Source organism: uncultured Eudoraea sp. (genome assembly GCF_947260015.1).
Taxonomy (GTDB): Bacteria; Bacteroidota; Bacteroidia; order Flavobacteriales; family Flavobacteriaceae; genus Eudoraea.
Map to the genome: position 1 here is coordinate 16,500 of NZ_CAMYOM010000026.1, position 15,965 is coordinate 32,464.

The 15,965-nt window shown below is 36.4% G+C and carries 16 protein-coding genes; 5 read left to right on the plus strand and 11 right to left on the minus strand.

Annotated features, from left to right (window positions below; translation table 11 throughout):
• Positions 1–1,881, minus strand: coding sequence for an ABC-F family ATP-binding cassette domain-containing protein (locus Q0X66_RS11095; protein ID WP_297706326.1), 1,881 nt, complete (start codon positions 1,879–1,881; stop codon positions 1–3).
• Positions 1,878–3,107 (minus strand): DUF4105 domain-containing protein, encoded by a 1,230-nt coding sequence (locus Q0X66_RS11100; RefSeq protein WP_297706328.1) that lies wholly within the window; start codon positions 3,105–3,107, stop codon positions 1,878–1,880. Before Q0X66_RS11100 ends, Q0X66_RS11095 begins: the two co-directional genes overlap by 4 nt.
• 70 nt (positions 3,108–3,177) lie before the next feature.
• Between Q0X66_RS11100 and Q0X66_RS11105 the strand changes: the two genes are divergently transcribed.
• The gene (locus Q0X66_RS11105; RefSeq protein WP_297706330.1) at positions 3,178–3,927 is read left to right on the plus strand and encodes a CDP-alcohol phosphatidyltransferase family protein; all 750 of its coding nucleotides are present in this window, start codon (positions 3,178–3,180) and stop codon (positions 3,925–3,927) included.
• Positions 3,928–4,024: 97 nt separating this feature from the next.
• Here Q0X66_RS11105 and lptB read toward each other — a convergent pair whose 3' ends face one another.
• The 3 genes from lptB to Q0X66_RS11125 form a co-directional block, all read right to left on the minus strand.
• Positions 4,025–4,765, minus strand: a complete 741-nt coding sequence (gene lptB, locus Q0X66_RS11110) for an LPS export ABC transporter ATP-binding protein (RefSeq protein WP_297706332.1) — start codon at positions 4,763–4,765, stop codon at positions 4,025–4,027.
• Positions 4,766–4,990: 225 nt separating this feature from the next.
• Positions 4,991–5,830, minus strand: coding sequence for a twin-arginine translocase subunit TatC (gene tatC, locus Q0X66_RS11120; RefSeq protein ID WP_297706334.1), 840 nt, complete (start codon positions 5,828–5,830; stop codon positions 4,991–4,993).
• A complete protein-coding gene (locus Q0X66_RS11125) occupies positions 5,830–6,795 on the minus strand; it encodes a KpsF/GutQ family sugar-phosphate isomerase (RefSeq protein WP_297706336.1) in 966 nt (321 codons plus the stop codon). Before Q0X66_RS11125 ends, tatC begins: the two co-directional genes overlap by 1 nt.
• A gap of 233 nt (positions 6,796–7,028) precedes the next feature.
• Here Q0X66_RS11125 and recQ point away from each other — a divergent pair, with 233 nt between their 5' ends.
• The gene (gene recQ / locus Q0X66_RS11130; RefSeq protein ID WP_297706394.1) at positions 7,029–9,230 is read left to right on the plus strand and encodes a DNA helicase RecQ; all 2,202 of its coding nucleotides are present in this window, start codon (positions 7,029–7,031) and stop codon (positions 9,228–9,230) included.
• 84 nt (positions 9,231–9,314) lie between these two features.
• Here the strand turns inward: recQ and Q0X66_RS11135 are convergent, their stop codons facing one another.
• The 3 genes from Q0X66_RS11135 to Q0X66_RS11145 are packed head-to-tail and all read right to left on the minus strand — an operon-like array spanning position 9,315 to position 10,284.
• A complete protein-coding gene (locus Q0X66_RS11135) occupies positions 9,315–9,614 on the minus strand; it encodes a CCC motif membrane protein (protein WP_297706338.1) in 300 nt (99 codons plus the stop codon).
• Between the two features lie 22 nt (positions 9,615–9,636).
• On the minus strand, positions 9,637–9,963 hold the full coding sequence (locus Q0X66_RS11140) for a CCC motif membrane protein (protein ID WP_297706340.1): 327 nt from the start codon (positions 9,961–9,963) through the stop codon (positions 9,637–9,639).
• A gap of 15 nt (positions 9,964–9,978) precedes the next feature.
• Positions 9,979–10,284, minus strand: a complete 306-nt coding sequence (locus tag Q0X66_RS11145) for a DUF2752 domain-containing protein (RefSeq protein WP_297706342.1) — start codon at positions 10,282–10,284, stop codon at positions 9,979–9,981.
• Positions 10,285–10,327: 43 nt separating this feature from the next.
• Between Q0X66_RS11145 and Q0X66_RS11150 the strand changes: the two genes are divergently transcribed.
• Positions 10,328–10,495 (plus strand): hypothetical protein, encoded by a 168-nt coding sequence (locus Q0X66_RS11150; RefSeq protein WP_297706344.1) that lies wholly within the window; start codon positions 10,328–10,330, stop codon positions 10,493–10,495.
• 16 nt (positions 10,496–10,511) lie between these two features.
• Positions 10,512–11,060: a Smr/MutS family protein gene (locus Q0X66_RS11155; RefSeq protein ID WP_297706346.1), complete on the plus strand. Its 549-nt coding sequence runs from the start codon at positions 10,512–10,514 to the stop codon at positions 11,058–11,060.
• A 5-nt stretch (positions 11,061–11,065) separates the two neighbouring features.
• Here Q0X66_RS11155 and Q0X66_RS11160 read toward each other — a convergent pair whose 3' ends face one another.
• Positions 11,066–11,572: a hypothetical protein gene (locus Q0X66_RS11160; protein WP_297706348.1), complete on the minus strand. Its 507-nt coding sequence runs from the start codon at positions 11,570–11,572 to the stop codon at positions 11,066–11,068.
• 115 nt (positions 11,573–11,687) lie between these two features.
• Between Q0X66_RS11160 and Q0X66_RS11165 the strand changes: the two genes are divergently transcribed.
• Positions 11,688–12,836, plus strand: coding sequence for a cysteine desulfurase family protein (locus Q0X66_RS11165; protein WP_297706349.1), 1,149 nt, complete (start codon positions 11,688–11,690; stop codon positions 12,834–12,836).
• On the opposite strand, the gene Q0X66_RS11170 is transcribed toward Q0X66_RS11165, so the two are convergent.
• Both Q0X66_RS11170 and Q0X66_RS11175 read right to left on the minus strand, forming a co-directional pair.
• Positions 12,823–13,485: a hypothetical protein gene (locus tag Q0X66_RS11170; RefSeq protein ID WP_297706351.1), complete on the minus strand. Its 663-nt coding sequence runs from the start codon at positions 13,483–13,485 to the stop codon at positions 12,823–12,825. The two genes, Q0X66_RS11165 and Q0X66_RS11170, sit on opposite strands and share 14 nt — an antisense overlap.
• A gap of 10 nt (positions 13,486–13,495) precedes the next feature.
• On the minus strand, positions 13,496–15,964 hold the full coding sequence (locus Q0X66_RS11175) for a TonB-dependent receptor plug domain-containing protein (protein WP_297706353.1): 2,469 nt from the start codon (positions 15,962–15,964) through the stop codon (positions 13,496–13,498).
• Position 15,965: the final 1 nt, after the last annotated feature.

The window sequence follows — 15,965 nt, forward strand, 5'->3', positions numbered from 1 at the left end:
TTAGTCTTCCAATAGCACCGAAAGCTCAAACCATCGCTCTGTTTTATTCTCAAGATTTTCTATAATATCTTTTAATTGTATTGATAAAACGTCTATTTCTTCCCCAGATAATTCGGTATTAGCAAATTTATTTTGAAGCTCCTCTTTTTGTTTTTCTAAGTGCTGAATGGATTTTTCCAGCTTGTCATACTCTTTTTGCTCCTCAAAAGACAGTTTTTTGCTTTTGTCATCAGACCGCCAGGAAGTTTTATTTGTTTTACTTTGGGTGCTGTTTCCCTTTTCGGCCCTTTGTTCTAAAACCACACTGTCTTCATATGCCCTGTGATCTGAATAATTCCCCGGGAAATCTTCAATAAATCCATTCCCCCTAAAAATAAATAAATGATCTACTATCTTATCCATGAAATAGCGATCATGGGATACTACCAGCAGGCACCCGGGAAAGTCCAGCAAAAAGCTCTCAAGGATGTTTAAGGTGATAATATCCAGATCATTGGTTGGCTCATCGAGGATCAGGAAATTAGGATTCTGTATAAGGACGGTACATAAATACAATCTCTTTCGTTCACCGCCACTCAGTTTATCTACAAAATCATATTGTTTCTTTCTATCAAATAAAAATCGCTCCAATAGCTGCTGAGCCGAGAGTTGTCTTCCTTTTTTTAAAGGAATATAATCCCCGAATTCGCGGATAACATCAATTACTTTCTGACCTTCTTTTATTGTAATCCCGTTTTGGGTATAGTATCCGAATTTAATGGTCTCCCCAACTACAATTTTCCCACTATCCGGCTGTTCAAAGCCTGTTACAATATTCAGAAAAGTAGATTTACCAGTACCATTTTTACCAATAATTCCGATTCGTTCTCCCCTTAAAAAATTATAATCAAATTTATCGAGTAAGATAATTCCGGGGTAGGCTTTAGAGACTTTATGAAGTTCCAGTATTTTACTGCCCATACGCTCCATATTTATCTCCAATTGTATTTCATGGTTCTCTCTGCGTTGGTTTGCCTTTTCTTTGATGGTATGGAAATCATCAATACGCGATTTAGATTTCGTGGTTCTTGCTTTAGGCTGTCTTCGCATCCAGTCCAGTTCTTTCTTATAAAGCAATTTTGATTTATGTTGTTCTACCGCTTCGCGTTCCATTCTGCCTTCTTTTTTCTCCAGGTAGTAAGCATAATTTCCTTTGTAAGAATAAAGCTGACCATTATCTAATTCCAGAATCTCATTACAAACCCTTTCCAGAAAATACCTGTCATGAGTAACCATAAAAAGTGTAATCTTTTTACGACTAAAATAATCTTCGAGCCATTCTATCATTTCCAGATCTAAATGATTTGTGGGTTCATCCAGAATTAATAGATCTGGCTCATTCAACAGGGCATTGGCCATTGCAAGTCTCTTTTTTTGGCCACCGGATAGACTGCTTACTTTGGCTTTAAGATTGTCCAGTTTTAATTTGGAAAGAATTTGTTGATATTGGGTTTCAAAATCCCAGGCGTTATTCCTTTCCATAGACTCAAAAGCTTTTTGGTAAGCTTCTTCATTTTCGGGATTGTCCAGAGCTGCTTCATAGGCAGCAATAATCTTTAGAACCTCATTGTCAGATTCCAAAATGGTTTGCTCTACGGTTAGTTGAGGATTAAGATCTGGTTCTTGTTCCAGAAAAGATATTCGAATTCCTTTACGGTAGTTTACGGCACCGCCATTTGGGACATCTTTCCCTGCCAGAATATTCAAAATTGAAGTTTTGCCTTCTCCGTTTCGGGCAACCAACGCAATTTTCTGATTCTTATTTATGCCAAACGAGAGTTCTTCAAACAGGACTAATTCTCCATACGATTTGGCTATATTTTCTACGGAAATCAGATTCATTGGAGACTTGGGTTGGAATTTGTGAAATAGCGATAAAGTAGGGCGTATCTATGGCCAAGTATGGCAAATACCACTGCAATTAGCGGAGAAAACTGTTGAATTTGAAAAATCCAAAGTATCAGCGTAATAGCCATTAAAACGAGTAGTATCAAAATATATTTACCCATCCATTTTGGGATTCGGTCTTTTCTTAGGAGAAAATAACAGGCTGCAATATTGAATGGAAATGCCCAAAGGATATTAAAATTATTTGCGGTTGCCGAATGATCGGTCAGGAACCATAGGTAGAAAATGAGTAATCCCGCAGATCCGGTGAACAGAAACAAAAAAAAATCGAGCCTCCTGCTCCGTGTTCCATTTCTTAAATCTATATATGATATTGTGAGGGTAAAGAGTAATAAAAGAAGTAACCAAAAAAGCGGTGATAGGCCAAAATTATTACTAAATATTTTGTTGTTATAATCCAGAACGGCACGTTCCCGAAGGACCAAAGGGCTCTCGGCTAAAGTTGTATTATTCATTTGTAGCATAACATATTTGGGCAGGAACATATACTCTTCAGGGGCAGCTTCCCTATCTATCACGGACCCCAGAGCAAGGTCTATCCCAAAACTTGACCATGAATTAGTAAGAAGATTTTGTTGTATCAGATCTCTAAAAGTGTAATGGTTTTTAAGATGCTCTCCATTAAATTCAAGGCTGTTTCCAAGAACTTTTTTTAATACCTCTGGTAATTTAGTGGCACAATTATCAAATAAGAAGTCGTATTTATAATCTCTGTTTTCGGGCTTTCGGTTGTTTTCTAAAAACCGAAATAATGTGTTTCGATCTTCCCGATCAAGGTTTAATATTTGTTCTTTTACCCATCTGTTTTCCAGTTCATAAGTAAAAAGAAAATCTGAAAATTTTGACACGCTTAAGGAATAAAGCAATTTCCCACTGGCAAATTTATAATAGAAATTAGGGGTATTAAAATCAAACGTTCCGTAATTATAAACCCAATTTATTCCTTGTGCGGAGTCCTGAACTCGAAAAGCACTGTGCCCGAAACTCGAGTACAAATCCTGGCCTGAGTCACATGTAATTATACTAATTTGGGCATTATCTGATAATTGAGCCTGAAGCGAAAAACCAAAAAAGGTGATCCATAATAAGTTAAGGAAGCGAAGTTTTTTAAATTGAATTCTTAGTGCTCTGATCACTTGTGGAATAACTATTAACGACAAATATCCGAATAAAATATGTTAAGAAAGAGTTAGAATAAAAATTATATTATTTTTACTGAAACCACCAGCCATGAAGAAACATATTCCACAGTTTATTACAATGCTTAATATTTTATGTGGATGTATTGCTACGGTATTTGCGGTTTTAAATATGCTGGAACTTGCGGCAATTTTTGTTTTTCTGGGAATTGTTTTCGATTTTTTTGACGGACTTGCCGCAAGATTGCTGGATGCACAGAGCGAATTAGGAATCCAGCTCGATTCATTAGCTGATGTAATAACTAGTGGTCTTGTTCCGGGTATTGTTATGTTTCAGTTGCTTGCTATGTCTCAAACCGGTGGATGGAATTTCGATTTATCAGGCACTTCAGAAGCTTTAACATGGACAGGATTTAAAATTTCATTCCTGCCTTTTTTTGGTTTTTTAATTACCCTGGCTTCTGCTTACAGGTTAGCAAAATTTAATATTGACGAAAATCAGGCCACCTCATTTATTGGTCTTCCTACTCCTGCCAATGCCTTATTAATACTTTCACTTCCGTTAATACTATTATATCAGGGAAATGACTATTTAAATCAAATAATCCTAAATCCTTGGTTTCTGATCATAATTACCATTCTGAGTTCCTATCTGTTAAATTCGAGGATAGAATTATTTGCTTTAAAATTTAAGAACTGGAGTTTTAAAGATAATGCCTTACGTTATATTTTCGTAATTGTAAGTTTAGTCTTGCTTTTGACCATGAAATTTTTAGCGGTACCAGCCATTGTTCTTTTTTATATAGTTAGTTCCATGGTATATAAGATTGGTGACAGATAAATTCCTATAGGAATATAAATCAATTTTCGTTGACTTCCCTATTATCCGGGCTGTTTACCAAATATGTTTATTGCCTGGTCCTTGTAGAAGGAGTATTTTAAAAATCCAATTTCTTTTTACGAAGTTCAAAATTCTTTCCTAAATAGACTTTGCGCACCATTTCGTCTTCTGCAAGATCTTCAGGTATGCCCGATTTTAAAATGCCACCCTCAAACATCAGGTAAGATCGTTCTGTTATTGCGAGGGTTTCCTGAACATTATGATCAGTGATCAGGATACCAATATTCTTATTTTTTAATTGAGCCACAATTCGCTGAATATCTTCAACCGCAACCGGGTCAACACCAGCAAACGGTTCATCAAGTAGTATAAATTTAGGGTCAGTAGCCAAGGCTCTTGCTATTTCTGTACGTCTGCGTTCACCACCGGATAACAAATCTCCTCTATTCTTTCTAATATGCCCAAGTCCAAACTCTTCTATAAGCAACTCCATTTTTATGTGTTGCTCTTTTTTGCTCAGTGTCGTAAGTTGTAAAACGCTTAAGATATTATCCTCAATACTTAATTTTCTAAATACTGATGCCTCCTGGGCTAAATAGCCTATACCGTTTTGAGCCCTTTTATACATCGGAAATTTTGTAATCTCAGTATCATCTAAAAAAATCTGTCCTCCATTGGGTTTTATAAGCCCTACAATCATGTAGAAGCAGGTAGTCTTTCCAGCTCCATTGGGACCCAGCAGCCCTACTATTTCTCCCTGGTTAACTTCCAGGGAAATACCCTTAACCACCTTGCGCCCTCTGTAGGCTTTCATTATGTTATCTGCTCTTAATTTCATTCAGAAGAATTATCTTTCAAATCTAAGTCATTCTACTTTCTACTGTTCAGAATTATAGTTTTTTTAACCTTCCTGAAACTCCAGTTGCTCCCAATAATTCTTAGATTTTTCATTCAAAACACCTTCAATATGTCCGTTTATATCCAGATTGAAGATCCTCTTTATTATTTTGTTGTTATCAGTAACAATTTCCCATTCATTTTAAAACGGCAGGCATTAAACTCCTCAACTGGTTTTGATATTTTTATTTTCTTTTTTTGCTTCTCTCCGTAATACAACTTTTGAAATGTAGATGCTTATCTGGTAAAGGATAAGAACGGGTACAGCTACTATAATCTGGCTTGCGACATCCGGAGGTGTGATTACAGCGGAGAGTATAAGTACAATAACGAGAGCAATTTTTCTATATTTTTTAAGTATCTCCGGGGTAACCAACCCAACTTTTGTAAGAAAGAATATAATTATTGGTAGTTCAAATATTATACCGCAGGCGATTACAGCCGCCCTTACGGTTGAAATATACGAGCTTAAATCTATCTCCCTAACAATTTCATCACTGACGGAATAACCACCTAAAAAATTTATTGAAAGAGGGGCTACAACATAATAACCAAATAGTACGCCCAGAAAAAATAGGGAAGAAGCAATAAATATAAAACCACGGGAATTGCTGCGTTCCTTATCATATAATCCGGGACTGACAAATTTCCACATTTCATAAAGAATGTAAGGGAAACCAAGAATAAATCCAGCCCAGATAGACGTCCAAATATGGGCAGAAAACTGTTCCGCCATTTGCCTGCTCTGAACAGTAAATATCGGTTCCGTTACACAAAATGCTTCACTAAAACCAAGGAGCCTGGAGAGTTTACAGAATACGCCATAGGTGGGAAAGTCTGGTTTTTTTGGTCCGAAAATAACCGTGTCGAAAATAAAGTCTTTCATTAGAAAAGCCACTATACCAATCAGAACTACCGCAATAGTTGATCGAATAAGATGCCAACGCAGTTGTTCCAGATGGTCCAAAAAGGACATTTCATTAGGGTCTCCAGTTGCTTGTGCCATTAAAGTATTCCTTCATTAATTAGATTATGTAAATGAACAACACCTACATATTCTTCTCCATTCACAGCCAGTAATTGAGATACGCCGAAAGATCGCATTTCTTTCAATGCTTTTATGGCAAGAACATCTGCACCAATCGTCTTAGGATTAGTTGTCATTATGTCTTTAGCCTTCAAGCCATTTATGTTTTCATATTTGTTAAGCATCCGCCTGAGATCACCATCTGTAACAATTCCAACAATTTTGTCATTGTTCAAAACGGCAGTCACACCCAACAATTTTTCAGAAATTTCAATAATAACCTGCTTTACATCAGCATCAACGTCCACTTGGGGTTTTAAATTGTTTCCGACAATATCGGAAACTCTCAGGTAAAGTTTTTTTCCAAGTGTTCCACCCGGATGATATTTAGCAAAATCCTGACTACTGAATCCTCGCAATTCCAAAAGACAGATAGCGAGGGCATCACCCATTACAAGTTGGGCCGTAGTACTGGTAGTTGGTGCCAGGTTATTTGGGCAGGCTTCTTTTTGAACAAAAGTGTTCAAAACAAAATCTGCATTTTCAGCCAGAAATGAATCTAAATTCCCACACATTCCAATTAACCGGTTATTTCCCTGTTTAATTAACGGAACCAACATTTTTATTTCAGGCGTATTTCCGCTTTTGGAGATGCAAATTACTACATCATTTTTCTGGATTGTACCCAGATCCCCATGTATAGCATCGGCTGCATGCATAAAAATTGCCGGTGTCCCCGTAGAGTTCAAGGTAGCTACTATTTTAGAAGCAATGATTGCACTTTTGCCAATACCAGTAATTACTACACGCCCCAATGATTTATAAATGCAATTTACGGCAAGTGCAAATTGTTCATCCAAAAGTGTGGACAAGTGTGCAATGGAGTCGCTTTCCGTTTTGATGGTTTTTTTAGCAGTAGCTATTATAGCTTTGTGATTACTCAATATGGTTTTGAAATTATATGTTTACGATTATAGAAATTAACTTAATATGTAAACAGATTTTAAAAGAATGTATTATATTTAAGAAAACAAAATTACACAAACTTATTTTATAGGAGATTCTAAACTACAAACAATATAATTTATCATAATTACTCGCCTAAGGACAAAAAGAAATATCTTAAGTTTAAATACGATTATAGTTATAATAGCAGACTCGACATACTAAATTTGCACTGATTTTGAATGAAATTGAACTACATGCTGCGCTAAAAAAATATTTTGGGTTTTCCAAATTTAAAGGACTGCAGGAAGATATTATAAGAAATGTCATTCAAAACAAAAACACCTTTGTAATTCTGCCTACAGGAGGTGGAAAATCACTATGTTATCAGCTTCCTGCCCTTTTAAAAGAGGGGACAGCTATAGTGGTATCTCCTTTAATAGCTCTAATGAAAAATCAGGTTGATGCCATTCGAGCTGTTTCCTCACATGCCGGAATTGCTCATGTTCTGAACTCTTCTTTAACCAAAACTCAGGTTAAGGAAGTAAAACAAGATATTTTAGATGGTGTAACAAAATTGCTCTATGTAGCACCCGAATCCCTCACAAAAGAGGAATATGTGCAATTTTTACAATCTGTACCTCTTTCATTTGTTGCGGTTGACGAGGCGCATTGTATTTCTGAGTGGGGACACGATTTCAGGCCGGAATACAGAAATCTAAGGGCTATTATTGACAGGTTGGGCGATAACATCCCGATTGTTGGTTTAACGGCAACAGCTACACAAAAAGTCCAGGAAGATATTATCAAAAACCTTGTAATAACAAATGCAACGGTTTTTAAAGCATCTTTTAACAGGCCCAATTTGTTCTACGAAGTAAGGCCTAAGACAAAAAATGTAGATGCGGATATTATTCGTTTTGTAAAGAAGAATAGTGGTAAATCGGGAATAATTTATTGTTTAAGCAGGAAAAGAGTTGAAGAACTAGCCCAGGTATTGCAGGTTAACGGGGTAAGTGCCGTGCCTTATCATGCCGGATTTGATGCCAAGACACGTTCCAGGTATCAGGACATGTTTCTTATGGAAGATGTGGACGTGGTCATCGCGACTATTGCTTTTGGAATGGGAATAGACAAGCCAGATGTGCGATATGTCATCCATCATGACATACCCAAAAGTATTGAAAGTTATTATCAGGAAACAGGACGTGCAGGAAGGGATGGAGGTGAAGGCCACTGCCTCGCATTTTATTCTTATAAGGATGTGGAAAAGTTAGAGAAATTTATGTCCGGAAAACCGGTGGCAGAACAGGAAATTGGGAACGCCCTTCTTCAGGAAATTGTTGCATATGCCGAAACATCTATGTCAAGAAGAAAGTTTATTCTTCATTATTTTGGAGAAGAATTTGATGAGGTGAATGGCGATGGTGCAGATATGGATGATAATGCCAGAAATCCTAAGGAAAAGGAAGAAGCGAAAGAAAATGTTATCAAGCTAATCAAAACGGTCCAAGGCACTAAAGAAAAGTTTAAGGCTAAAGAAATTGTCCTGGCACTTATGGGCTCTACTAATGCACTAATTGCTTCACACAAAACCGATGAAAAACCTTTTTTTGGTATTGGATCTGACAAGGACAAAAGTTATTGGATGGCCTTAATCAGGCAGGTATTGGTTGCCGGGTTACTAAAAAAGGAAATTGAACAATACGGAATATTACATGTTACAAGTGAAGGATCTTTATTTCTTGAAAATCCTACTTCCTTTATGATGACGAAGGATCATGTATATAACAAAGAAAATGACGACGCCATAATTACTGCCTCAAAGAGTGCTGGAGGGGCCGCAGACGAAAAATTATTGCGTTTACTTAAAGATCTCAGGAAAAGTGAAGCTAAAAAGTTAAATATTCCCCCTTTTGTTATCTTCCAGGATCCCTCCCTTGATGACATGGCTCTAAAATACCCTATTTCCATGGAGGAAATGATAAATATTCATGGAGTAGGTGAGGGCAAGGCAAAAAAATATGGAAAACCCTTTGTGTTACTTATTACGAATTATGTTGAGGAGAATGAAATAATTAGGCCGGATGACCTTATTGTAAAGAGTACAGGAGCTAATTCCGCTCTTAAGTTGTATATTATTCAGAATGTGGATAGAAAGTTGCCTTTGGATGATATTGCCTCTGCAAAAGGACTTGAATTGCAAGATTTAGTGAAGGAAATGGAACAAATTGTTTTTAGCGGTACTAAATTGAACATAGGCTATTGGATAGACGAAATATTGGATGAGGATCAACAGGGTGATATTCATGATTATTTCTTGGAAGCTGAATCTGACAATATCGAAGAAGCACAAAAAGAATTTGATGGTGAATATGAAGATGAAGAATTGCGACTATACCGGCTAAAATTTATGAGCGAGGTAGCCAATTAGGACTTATATTGTACTGCCAGTTACAAATAAAAGACCCTCAGTACGAGGGTCTTTTATTTAAGTCTAATTCGTTAAATTTTGTTTTTAAAAGTTTCCGCTAGTAATAAAAGCAGCTATAACCCCAAAATAAAGGATTCCGAAAACGAGATATATTAAGGCCAGGGCCATTCCAACATAAGACAAAATCCGGCCGGTTCTGACACTTTCATAACCAGAATAATTTTCAGGATGTTCTTTGTAAAGCGCCTCCGCTTTATTGGCACTACTTAAGCCAATTGCACTAAAAATAATTGCAAAAGGGCCGCAACATGTTATGGCTCCTATGATGGAAATTATTCCCATCGTCAGAGCATTGCTAGCCCCCGGTAATGGTTGTAGATTCATTTTTTTAATTTTCTAATTAGATTTATTCCTCCCATTGTTCCGTCATTTCCTGAACTTGTTCCATATAAGCGTCCCAACCACCTATTTTATTAATCTGATAAACGGATATAGAGAACCAAATTATTCCTAATACCATTCCAATGATCGATAATATTTTAGCTGTTTTTAGCTGACTGTAGTTTGAGTACAATTCCGGATTTTCTTTATACTTATTTTCATCCTTATATACCAGAAAAAATGCTATTCCTGCAATAATAGCCGCCGGAAAGCCACCAAAACAGCAACATAGGTATGAAAGAATTGAAAGTACAATGGCTATGGTTACATTAGGTAATTTTTGTTGTTCCATGAAGTATTCGCTTGATTAGAAAAATTTTAAAATAAAGTTGATCAATATTGTTGTTACACTGGCTATCATTAAGAATATACTTATCTTATTTGCATATTTTATGGTCATTAAATTATCTAACAATAAAAAGCCCAAAAGCAGTATTATAGGGTATATTGCGGGATACATTTTAAAAGCCTCAATAAATTCTCCATGAAAGAGTAAAACAGCTGCTCTTTGAATACCACATCCAGTACATTCTATACCTAAAAGCTGCTTATTCATGCAGGGTAACATATAATCTTCATTCAAAAAAAGCAATATGGATGAAGCTATTTTCATTTTGGCAGATTATTCAACCGAAAAATACCATTATTTTTGAGGAATGAAAACAAATCGAATCATTTATTTTTTGCTTATTATGGCCGGTGCAATTATTATGGCTACGGGAGACCAGTTGGTTAAGAAGGAGTATGCCATGTGTGTAGGCATAATTTTACTGATGTTTGGAATTTATAAATCTTCTAAGGTTTGGACTAAAACAGATGAATAAATAATGAGAAAGGACAATGAGAAATTTTAAAGAAGGAGACAAGGCTGAAGTCATAGACGATAACATTACAGGGATAGTTATGCTTATTAAGGGCGATTTAATAACAATACGGACTCCTGAAGGTTTTGATATGGATTTTACTGCATCCGAATTGATGCATACTGAAGGAATAAATACTATTAAAGTAAGTAATATTGAAGTTGCACAGGTGAAGGCAGTCAAGGAACAGACGGGGAAACCAAAAATCAGAAAAGTTAAAGCAAAAGAGCGTAGTGCACCCAAAATGGAAGTTGATTTACATATTAATCAACTCGTTTCTTCTTCAAAGGGGATGACTAATTATGATATGCTGAATATACAAATGGAAACGGCTAAAAGACAGCTTGAATTTGCCATTCGCAAAAGAATACAAAAAGTGGTGTTTATTCATGGAGTAGGGGCAGGGGTTCTTAAAGAAGAATTGAATTATTTATTTAAGCGATACGAAAATGTAAAATACTATGATGCAGATTATCAAAAATATGGTTTAGGTGCTACTGAAGTCTATATTTATCAGAATTCGTGAATAGATTACTCCGTGGTGGTTATGGTGCCAAAATCATTAATCTGCAGGTCAGATATTCGCTGACCTTCTGCATTTACCAGTGAAATTCCACTTAATTCAATTTTGTGCTCATAAATGGTTGAATCGCTTTCACTCTTCACAGTTGTAATAAATACGTCTCCCCCTTCACCTTCGAACTCCTCAACCACCGTTGGTGTGATTGGTGGTACCGCATCACAAAAATAATTATTAGAGATATTGTCGGAAAAAGTCCGATATATCAACTGGGATTGTCCTGGAATTGCACTCTTAATAGTGTCTGTAGAAACTTCATTCTTAAGGATACCACTTTGCAATTCAAGAACTAAAGCTTCGGCTGAATTGAGTTTAAAGAATAGCGTGCTGTTAATAGTTGTAGTAGATTCACAGAATGTGATACTGATATCGTTAAAATCTACTGCTTCTATTATTAAATCTCCGTCATCACATGAGTTGAAAAAGCAAAAAATAAAAAATAAAAATACTCTGTTCATGCCTCAAATTTAAATGAATTTAAGGCTATTATCCTAGTGACTTGAGTTGATTTTGTGAAGAGTTTAAGTTTATTTCGATTATTTTTGGTTTTGTTTCTCAATCCAAAGCTTATTCATGCAAAAGATCTATTTTGATAATGCTGCTACAACCCCTGTCAGGGAAGAAGTAATTGCAAAAATGCAGGATGCCCTGGTCAACTCTTATGGTAATCCTTCTTCTATTCATGGATTTGGAAGAAGCGCCAAAACGGAAATTGAGCAAGCGCGCAAAACAATTGCCAAATATTTGAACGCCCAACCTTCTGAAATTATTTTTACATCCGGAGGTACCGAAGCAGATAACATGATTTTAAGAAGCGCTGTCAAGGACATGGGGGTTCAAACTATTATTACTTCAAAAATAGAGCATCATGCCGTATTACATACTGCAGAGGCCTTACAAAAGCAGTTCGGTATCCTTATTGAATTTGTTGACCTTGATAGTTTTGGTAATCCGGACATTCAGCATTTGGAAAAGTTATTATTGGCAGATGATTCAATAAAATTAGTTAGCCTAATGCATGTAAACAATGAAATTGGTAATATTTTGGATCTTCAGGAGATCGCGGTGATATGCAAAGCTAATGGTGCACTTTTCCATTCAGACACAGTACAATCTATAGGTCATTTCAAATGGGACGTACAAACCACACCGATTGATTTTATGGTAGCCTCAGCTCATAAATTTCATGGACCCAAAGGGGTTGGCTTTGCTTTTATAAGAAAAAACACCAATTTAGAACCTCTAATACTAGGCGGCTCACAAGAACGCGGTTACCGGGCAGGAACTGAACCAATTCACAATATTGTAGGGTTAAAAGAGGCTTTCGTTGCTGCCTATGATGATCTGGAAGAGGAAAGAAAATACATCACCGGCCTTAAAGAATATTTTATTAAAAAGATCAAAGTAGCTATACCTGAGGTTGAATTTAACGGATATTCGGGAAATTTGGAAAGGAGTACCTATACTTTGGTAAATGTTTGCCTGCCATTTAGTAAAGAGAAATCGCAAATGCTTTTATTTCATTTGGATCTTAAAGGGATTGCTTGTTCGGAGGGGAGTGCCTGCCAATCAGGCGCCAGTGGCGGTTCACATGTACTGGCAGAAATTTTGTCTGATGAAGAACTGCAAAAGCCTTCTGTCAGGTTTTCTTTTTCAAAATATAACACAAAAGAAGAAGTAGACTACGTAATTGGGGTTTTGAAAGAGTTTAGTCAGACTTAGGATTTTTATTCATTCTTATCCTCCCCTTGTCATATGGAAATTTGCGCACCAGTTTTTTCATCATTTTATCAATCATGTCAGCTGTATTTCTTCCGGATTTTTTATTGATTTCATTCTCGTATTTCCACAGTAATTTCCCTGTTTTTCCATCACTTATTTTGATGCCGATTCTACCGTGATTAGAATCACCTATGAAATAGTCCATAAAGCTAAACTCAACAGGAATTCCTTTAGAGAGCAGGATATTTAGTTCCAAATTCCCACTTACTATGGCATCTACCTCCAGAATTTCTGAAAGTTCTTTAATGGTATAAGTATCTATATTATTGTAAGTAATGTTTTTTTTAGCGAGTAAGGCATTAGTGTTTTTAATATTTTGAAAATCAACTGTGAATTTCTTCTTTTTCTTTCCCAGGCCAAAATAGGTCTCCAGGGCATCCTGTACCGCATAGCCTTCTTTTTCTTCTAATTTAGAAGATTCCTCCTTGGTAATTTTTTCTTCTAAGGTAAGATGCGTAAAAAACGGAATAATAGCCAGCACATGATGATCCTTACTAAGGGCATCAAATTTGCTGCTTTCGTATACATTTTTTTGGGCATTGATAAAAGTGCCGCAGGCAAGAAGGGTAATTAAAAGTAATTTTTTCATTCTAAATTAACTAAAAACGCATACTTAATTTCAGGTTGAACACACGGGATGTCATGTAATTGGGAACCGCAAACTCCAGTTTACTATCCACATCTCTTACCCATGTGTTGGTTATGGAATTTTGATTGTTAAATAAGTTGTAAATCTCAAAACCAAAGTTTAATTCTTCAAAGCTATATAACCAGTGACCTTTTGGGTATTGTTTATTTAATCCTACAAAAATATAGGAAATACCCAAATCTGCACGTTTATAATCTCTTAATCTATTCTGAAAATTATAAGGATCGGCATAACTTGGTGAACCTCCGGGTACTCCGGTGTTGTAAACAAGATTCAAATACATCCTTAAACTGGGTATTGTTGGGATGTAATCCTGCCACAATATGCCTAATTGAAACCTTTGATCTGTTGGCCTTGAAATATACCCTCTGTTATCAATATTTTCTTCGGTTTTAAGAAAACCAAGGCTTACCCAGGATTCTGTTCCCGGGACAAATGCACCATTCATTCTCATATCAAATCCATAAGCATAGGCCTTCGCATTATTAGCAGCGGCATAACGTATTCTGACATCATCAAGAGTGTAAGGATTTACATTAGTCAAATTCTTATAATACAATTCGCTTACTAGTTTAAAAGGCCGGTTCCAGAGCTCAAAGCTATATTCATTGCCAACTATAAAATGTACAGATTTTTGTGCTTTTACGTCTGGTTGAATAGTACCAGTGGGGTCTCTTAATTCACGATAAAATGGAGGTTGTTGATAGACCCCCGCGGCAATTCTAAATAACATATCGACCCTCCATGAGGGTTTGATTGCAAACTGTCCTCTTGGGCTGAAAATAATCTGAGAATTACTGGAAAACCCTTCCCCGCTAACCGTCCAATATTGGGTCCGGAATCCTAGGTTATAATAAATATTACTGCTGTTCCATAGTGCTCTTCGGCTATATTGAAGATATCCGGACAGACGATTATTTTTTACGAAATTCAAAGCGGAAACAGATGTGTACGGTACTATTGCTGCGTTAAAAGGATCTTGCGGTTGATTGTTTATAAACTCATCAGTTGGAGGTCTCACCGAATAGCCTAAAGAGTCCAAAAATTCAGATTCACGTATTTGATCTCTAAAGTCTTCATGAGTATATTTAATCCCCCATTCCCAGGACTCCTCGTTTTTACTCAGTTTGCCTTTATGTGCCACATTCAATATGAGCGCGTCAAGATCATTTCTTGCTCTGTTAAACTGAGTACCTAATCCCCTTGTGGAGGTTACATCACCAAGATTGTTACTGCCGAGATCTGTATCAATCTCACCTAATTCATATTGTGAAATAACATCGGAATATTCTTCTTCCGTTGTATGGTAAACAGAAGTTATAAAACTTAGTGAAACATTGTCATTTACGTAATAATCAGCTTTTAGTGCCCCTAGGCTGGTTTTATAGTTATTATCTTCTTCTCCTTGATAAAAAACAACAAGAGCCTTAGGATCGCTAATTGTTCCAAAATTGGTCTGTCTGGAAAAAGGCACATTTTTATAATCATTAACAGAAAGATTTCCTAAAAAGTTCAAGTTGAATTTTCTGGAGAAATGGTAAGTAAGATAGGTTTGTACATCTGCAAAGGCCGGTGTAAAATTCGTATTGGTCTGCTGGCTATTTACCAGAAGGCTATTGTCTCTGTAACGGACACCGGTTACACTAGTGAAATTTTTATTTTTGGATATAGTTTCAAGTGTAACTCCTCCTCCAAGAAAACTAGCTTCAATATTCAACCCGAACTCGGTTGGACTTTTATAGGTAATATCCAAGACAGAGGATAGTTTATCCCCATAATGAGCCTGAAAACCACCAGCTGAGAATTCCAGATTTTGGACCATATCACTATTTACGAAACTTAATCCTTCTTGCTGACCGGAACGCACTAGAAACGGCCGGTAGACCTCAATATCATTGATATAAACCAGGTTTTCGTCATAATTCCCGCCCCTCACAAAATACTGCGTACTTAGTTCATTATTGGAAGAAACTCCCGGAAGTAATTTCAGCACATTTTCTACACCTGCATTTGCTCCTGGAATTTTTCGTACAAGTTGTGCGGAAATGGTTGTTATACCTTCCGCGCTTTTTTCTCCGCTTGCCGTAACTTCAACACCATCTACCTGAATTACATCAGTTTTCATTACCGGGTTGAATTCAAAAGTCTCATTAGTAGTAAGGATTAAATTCTCCAGGATTACATTTTTATGGCCTAAATGAGTAAAAATAATTGTTATTTCCCTGTCAGGAATTACTTCTAGTAAATAAAATCCGGTTGAATCCGTATAGGTGCCATGACCCTTGGTAGTTATGTTTACATCGGATAATGGCTCATCATTAACTCCCAGAACTACCCCTGTTATTGATGCCTTTTGCCCGCTTACCAAAGTAATCGAACCCAATAGAGCAAGAAGGAATAAGAGTTTAGAACACTTCAAA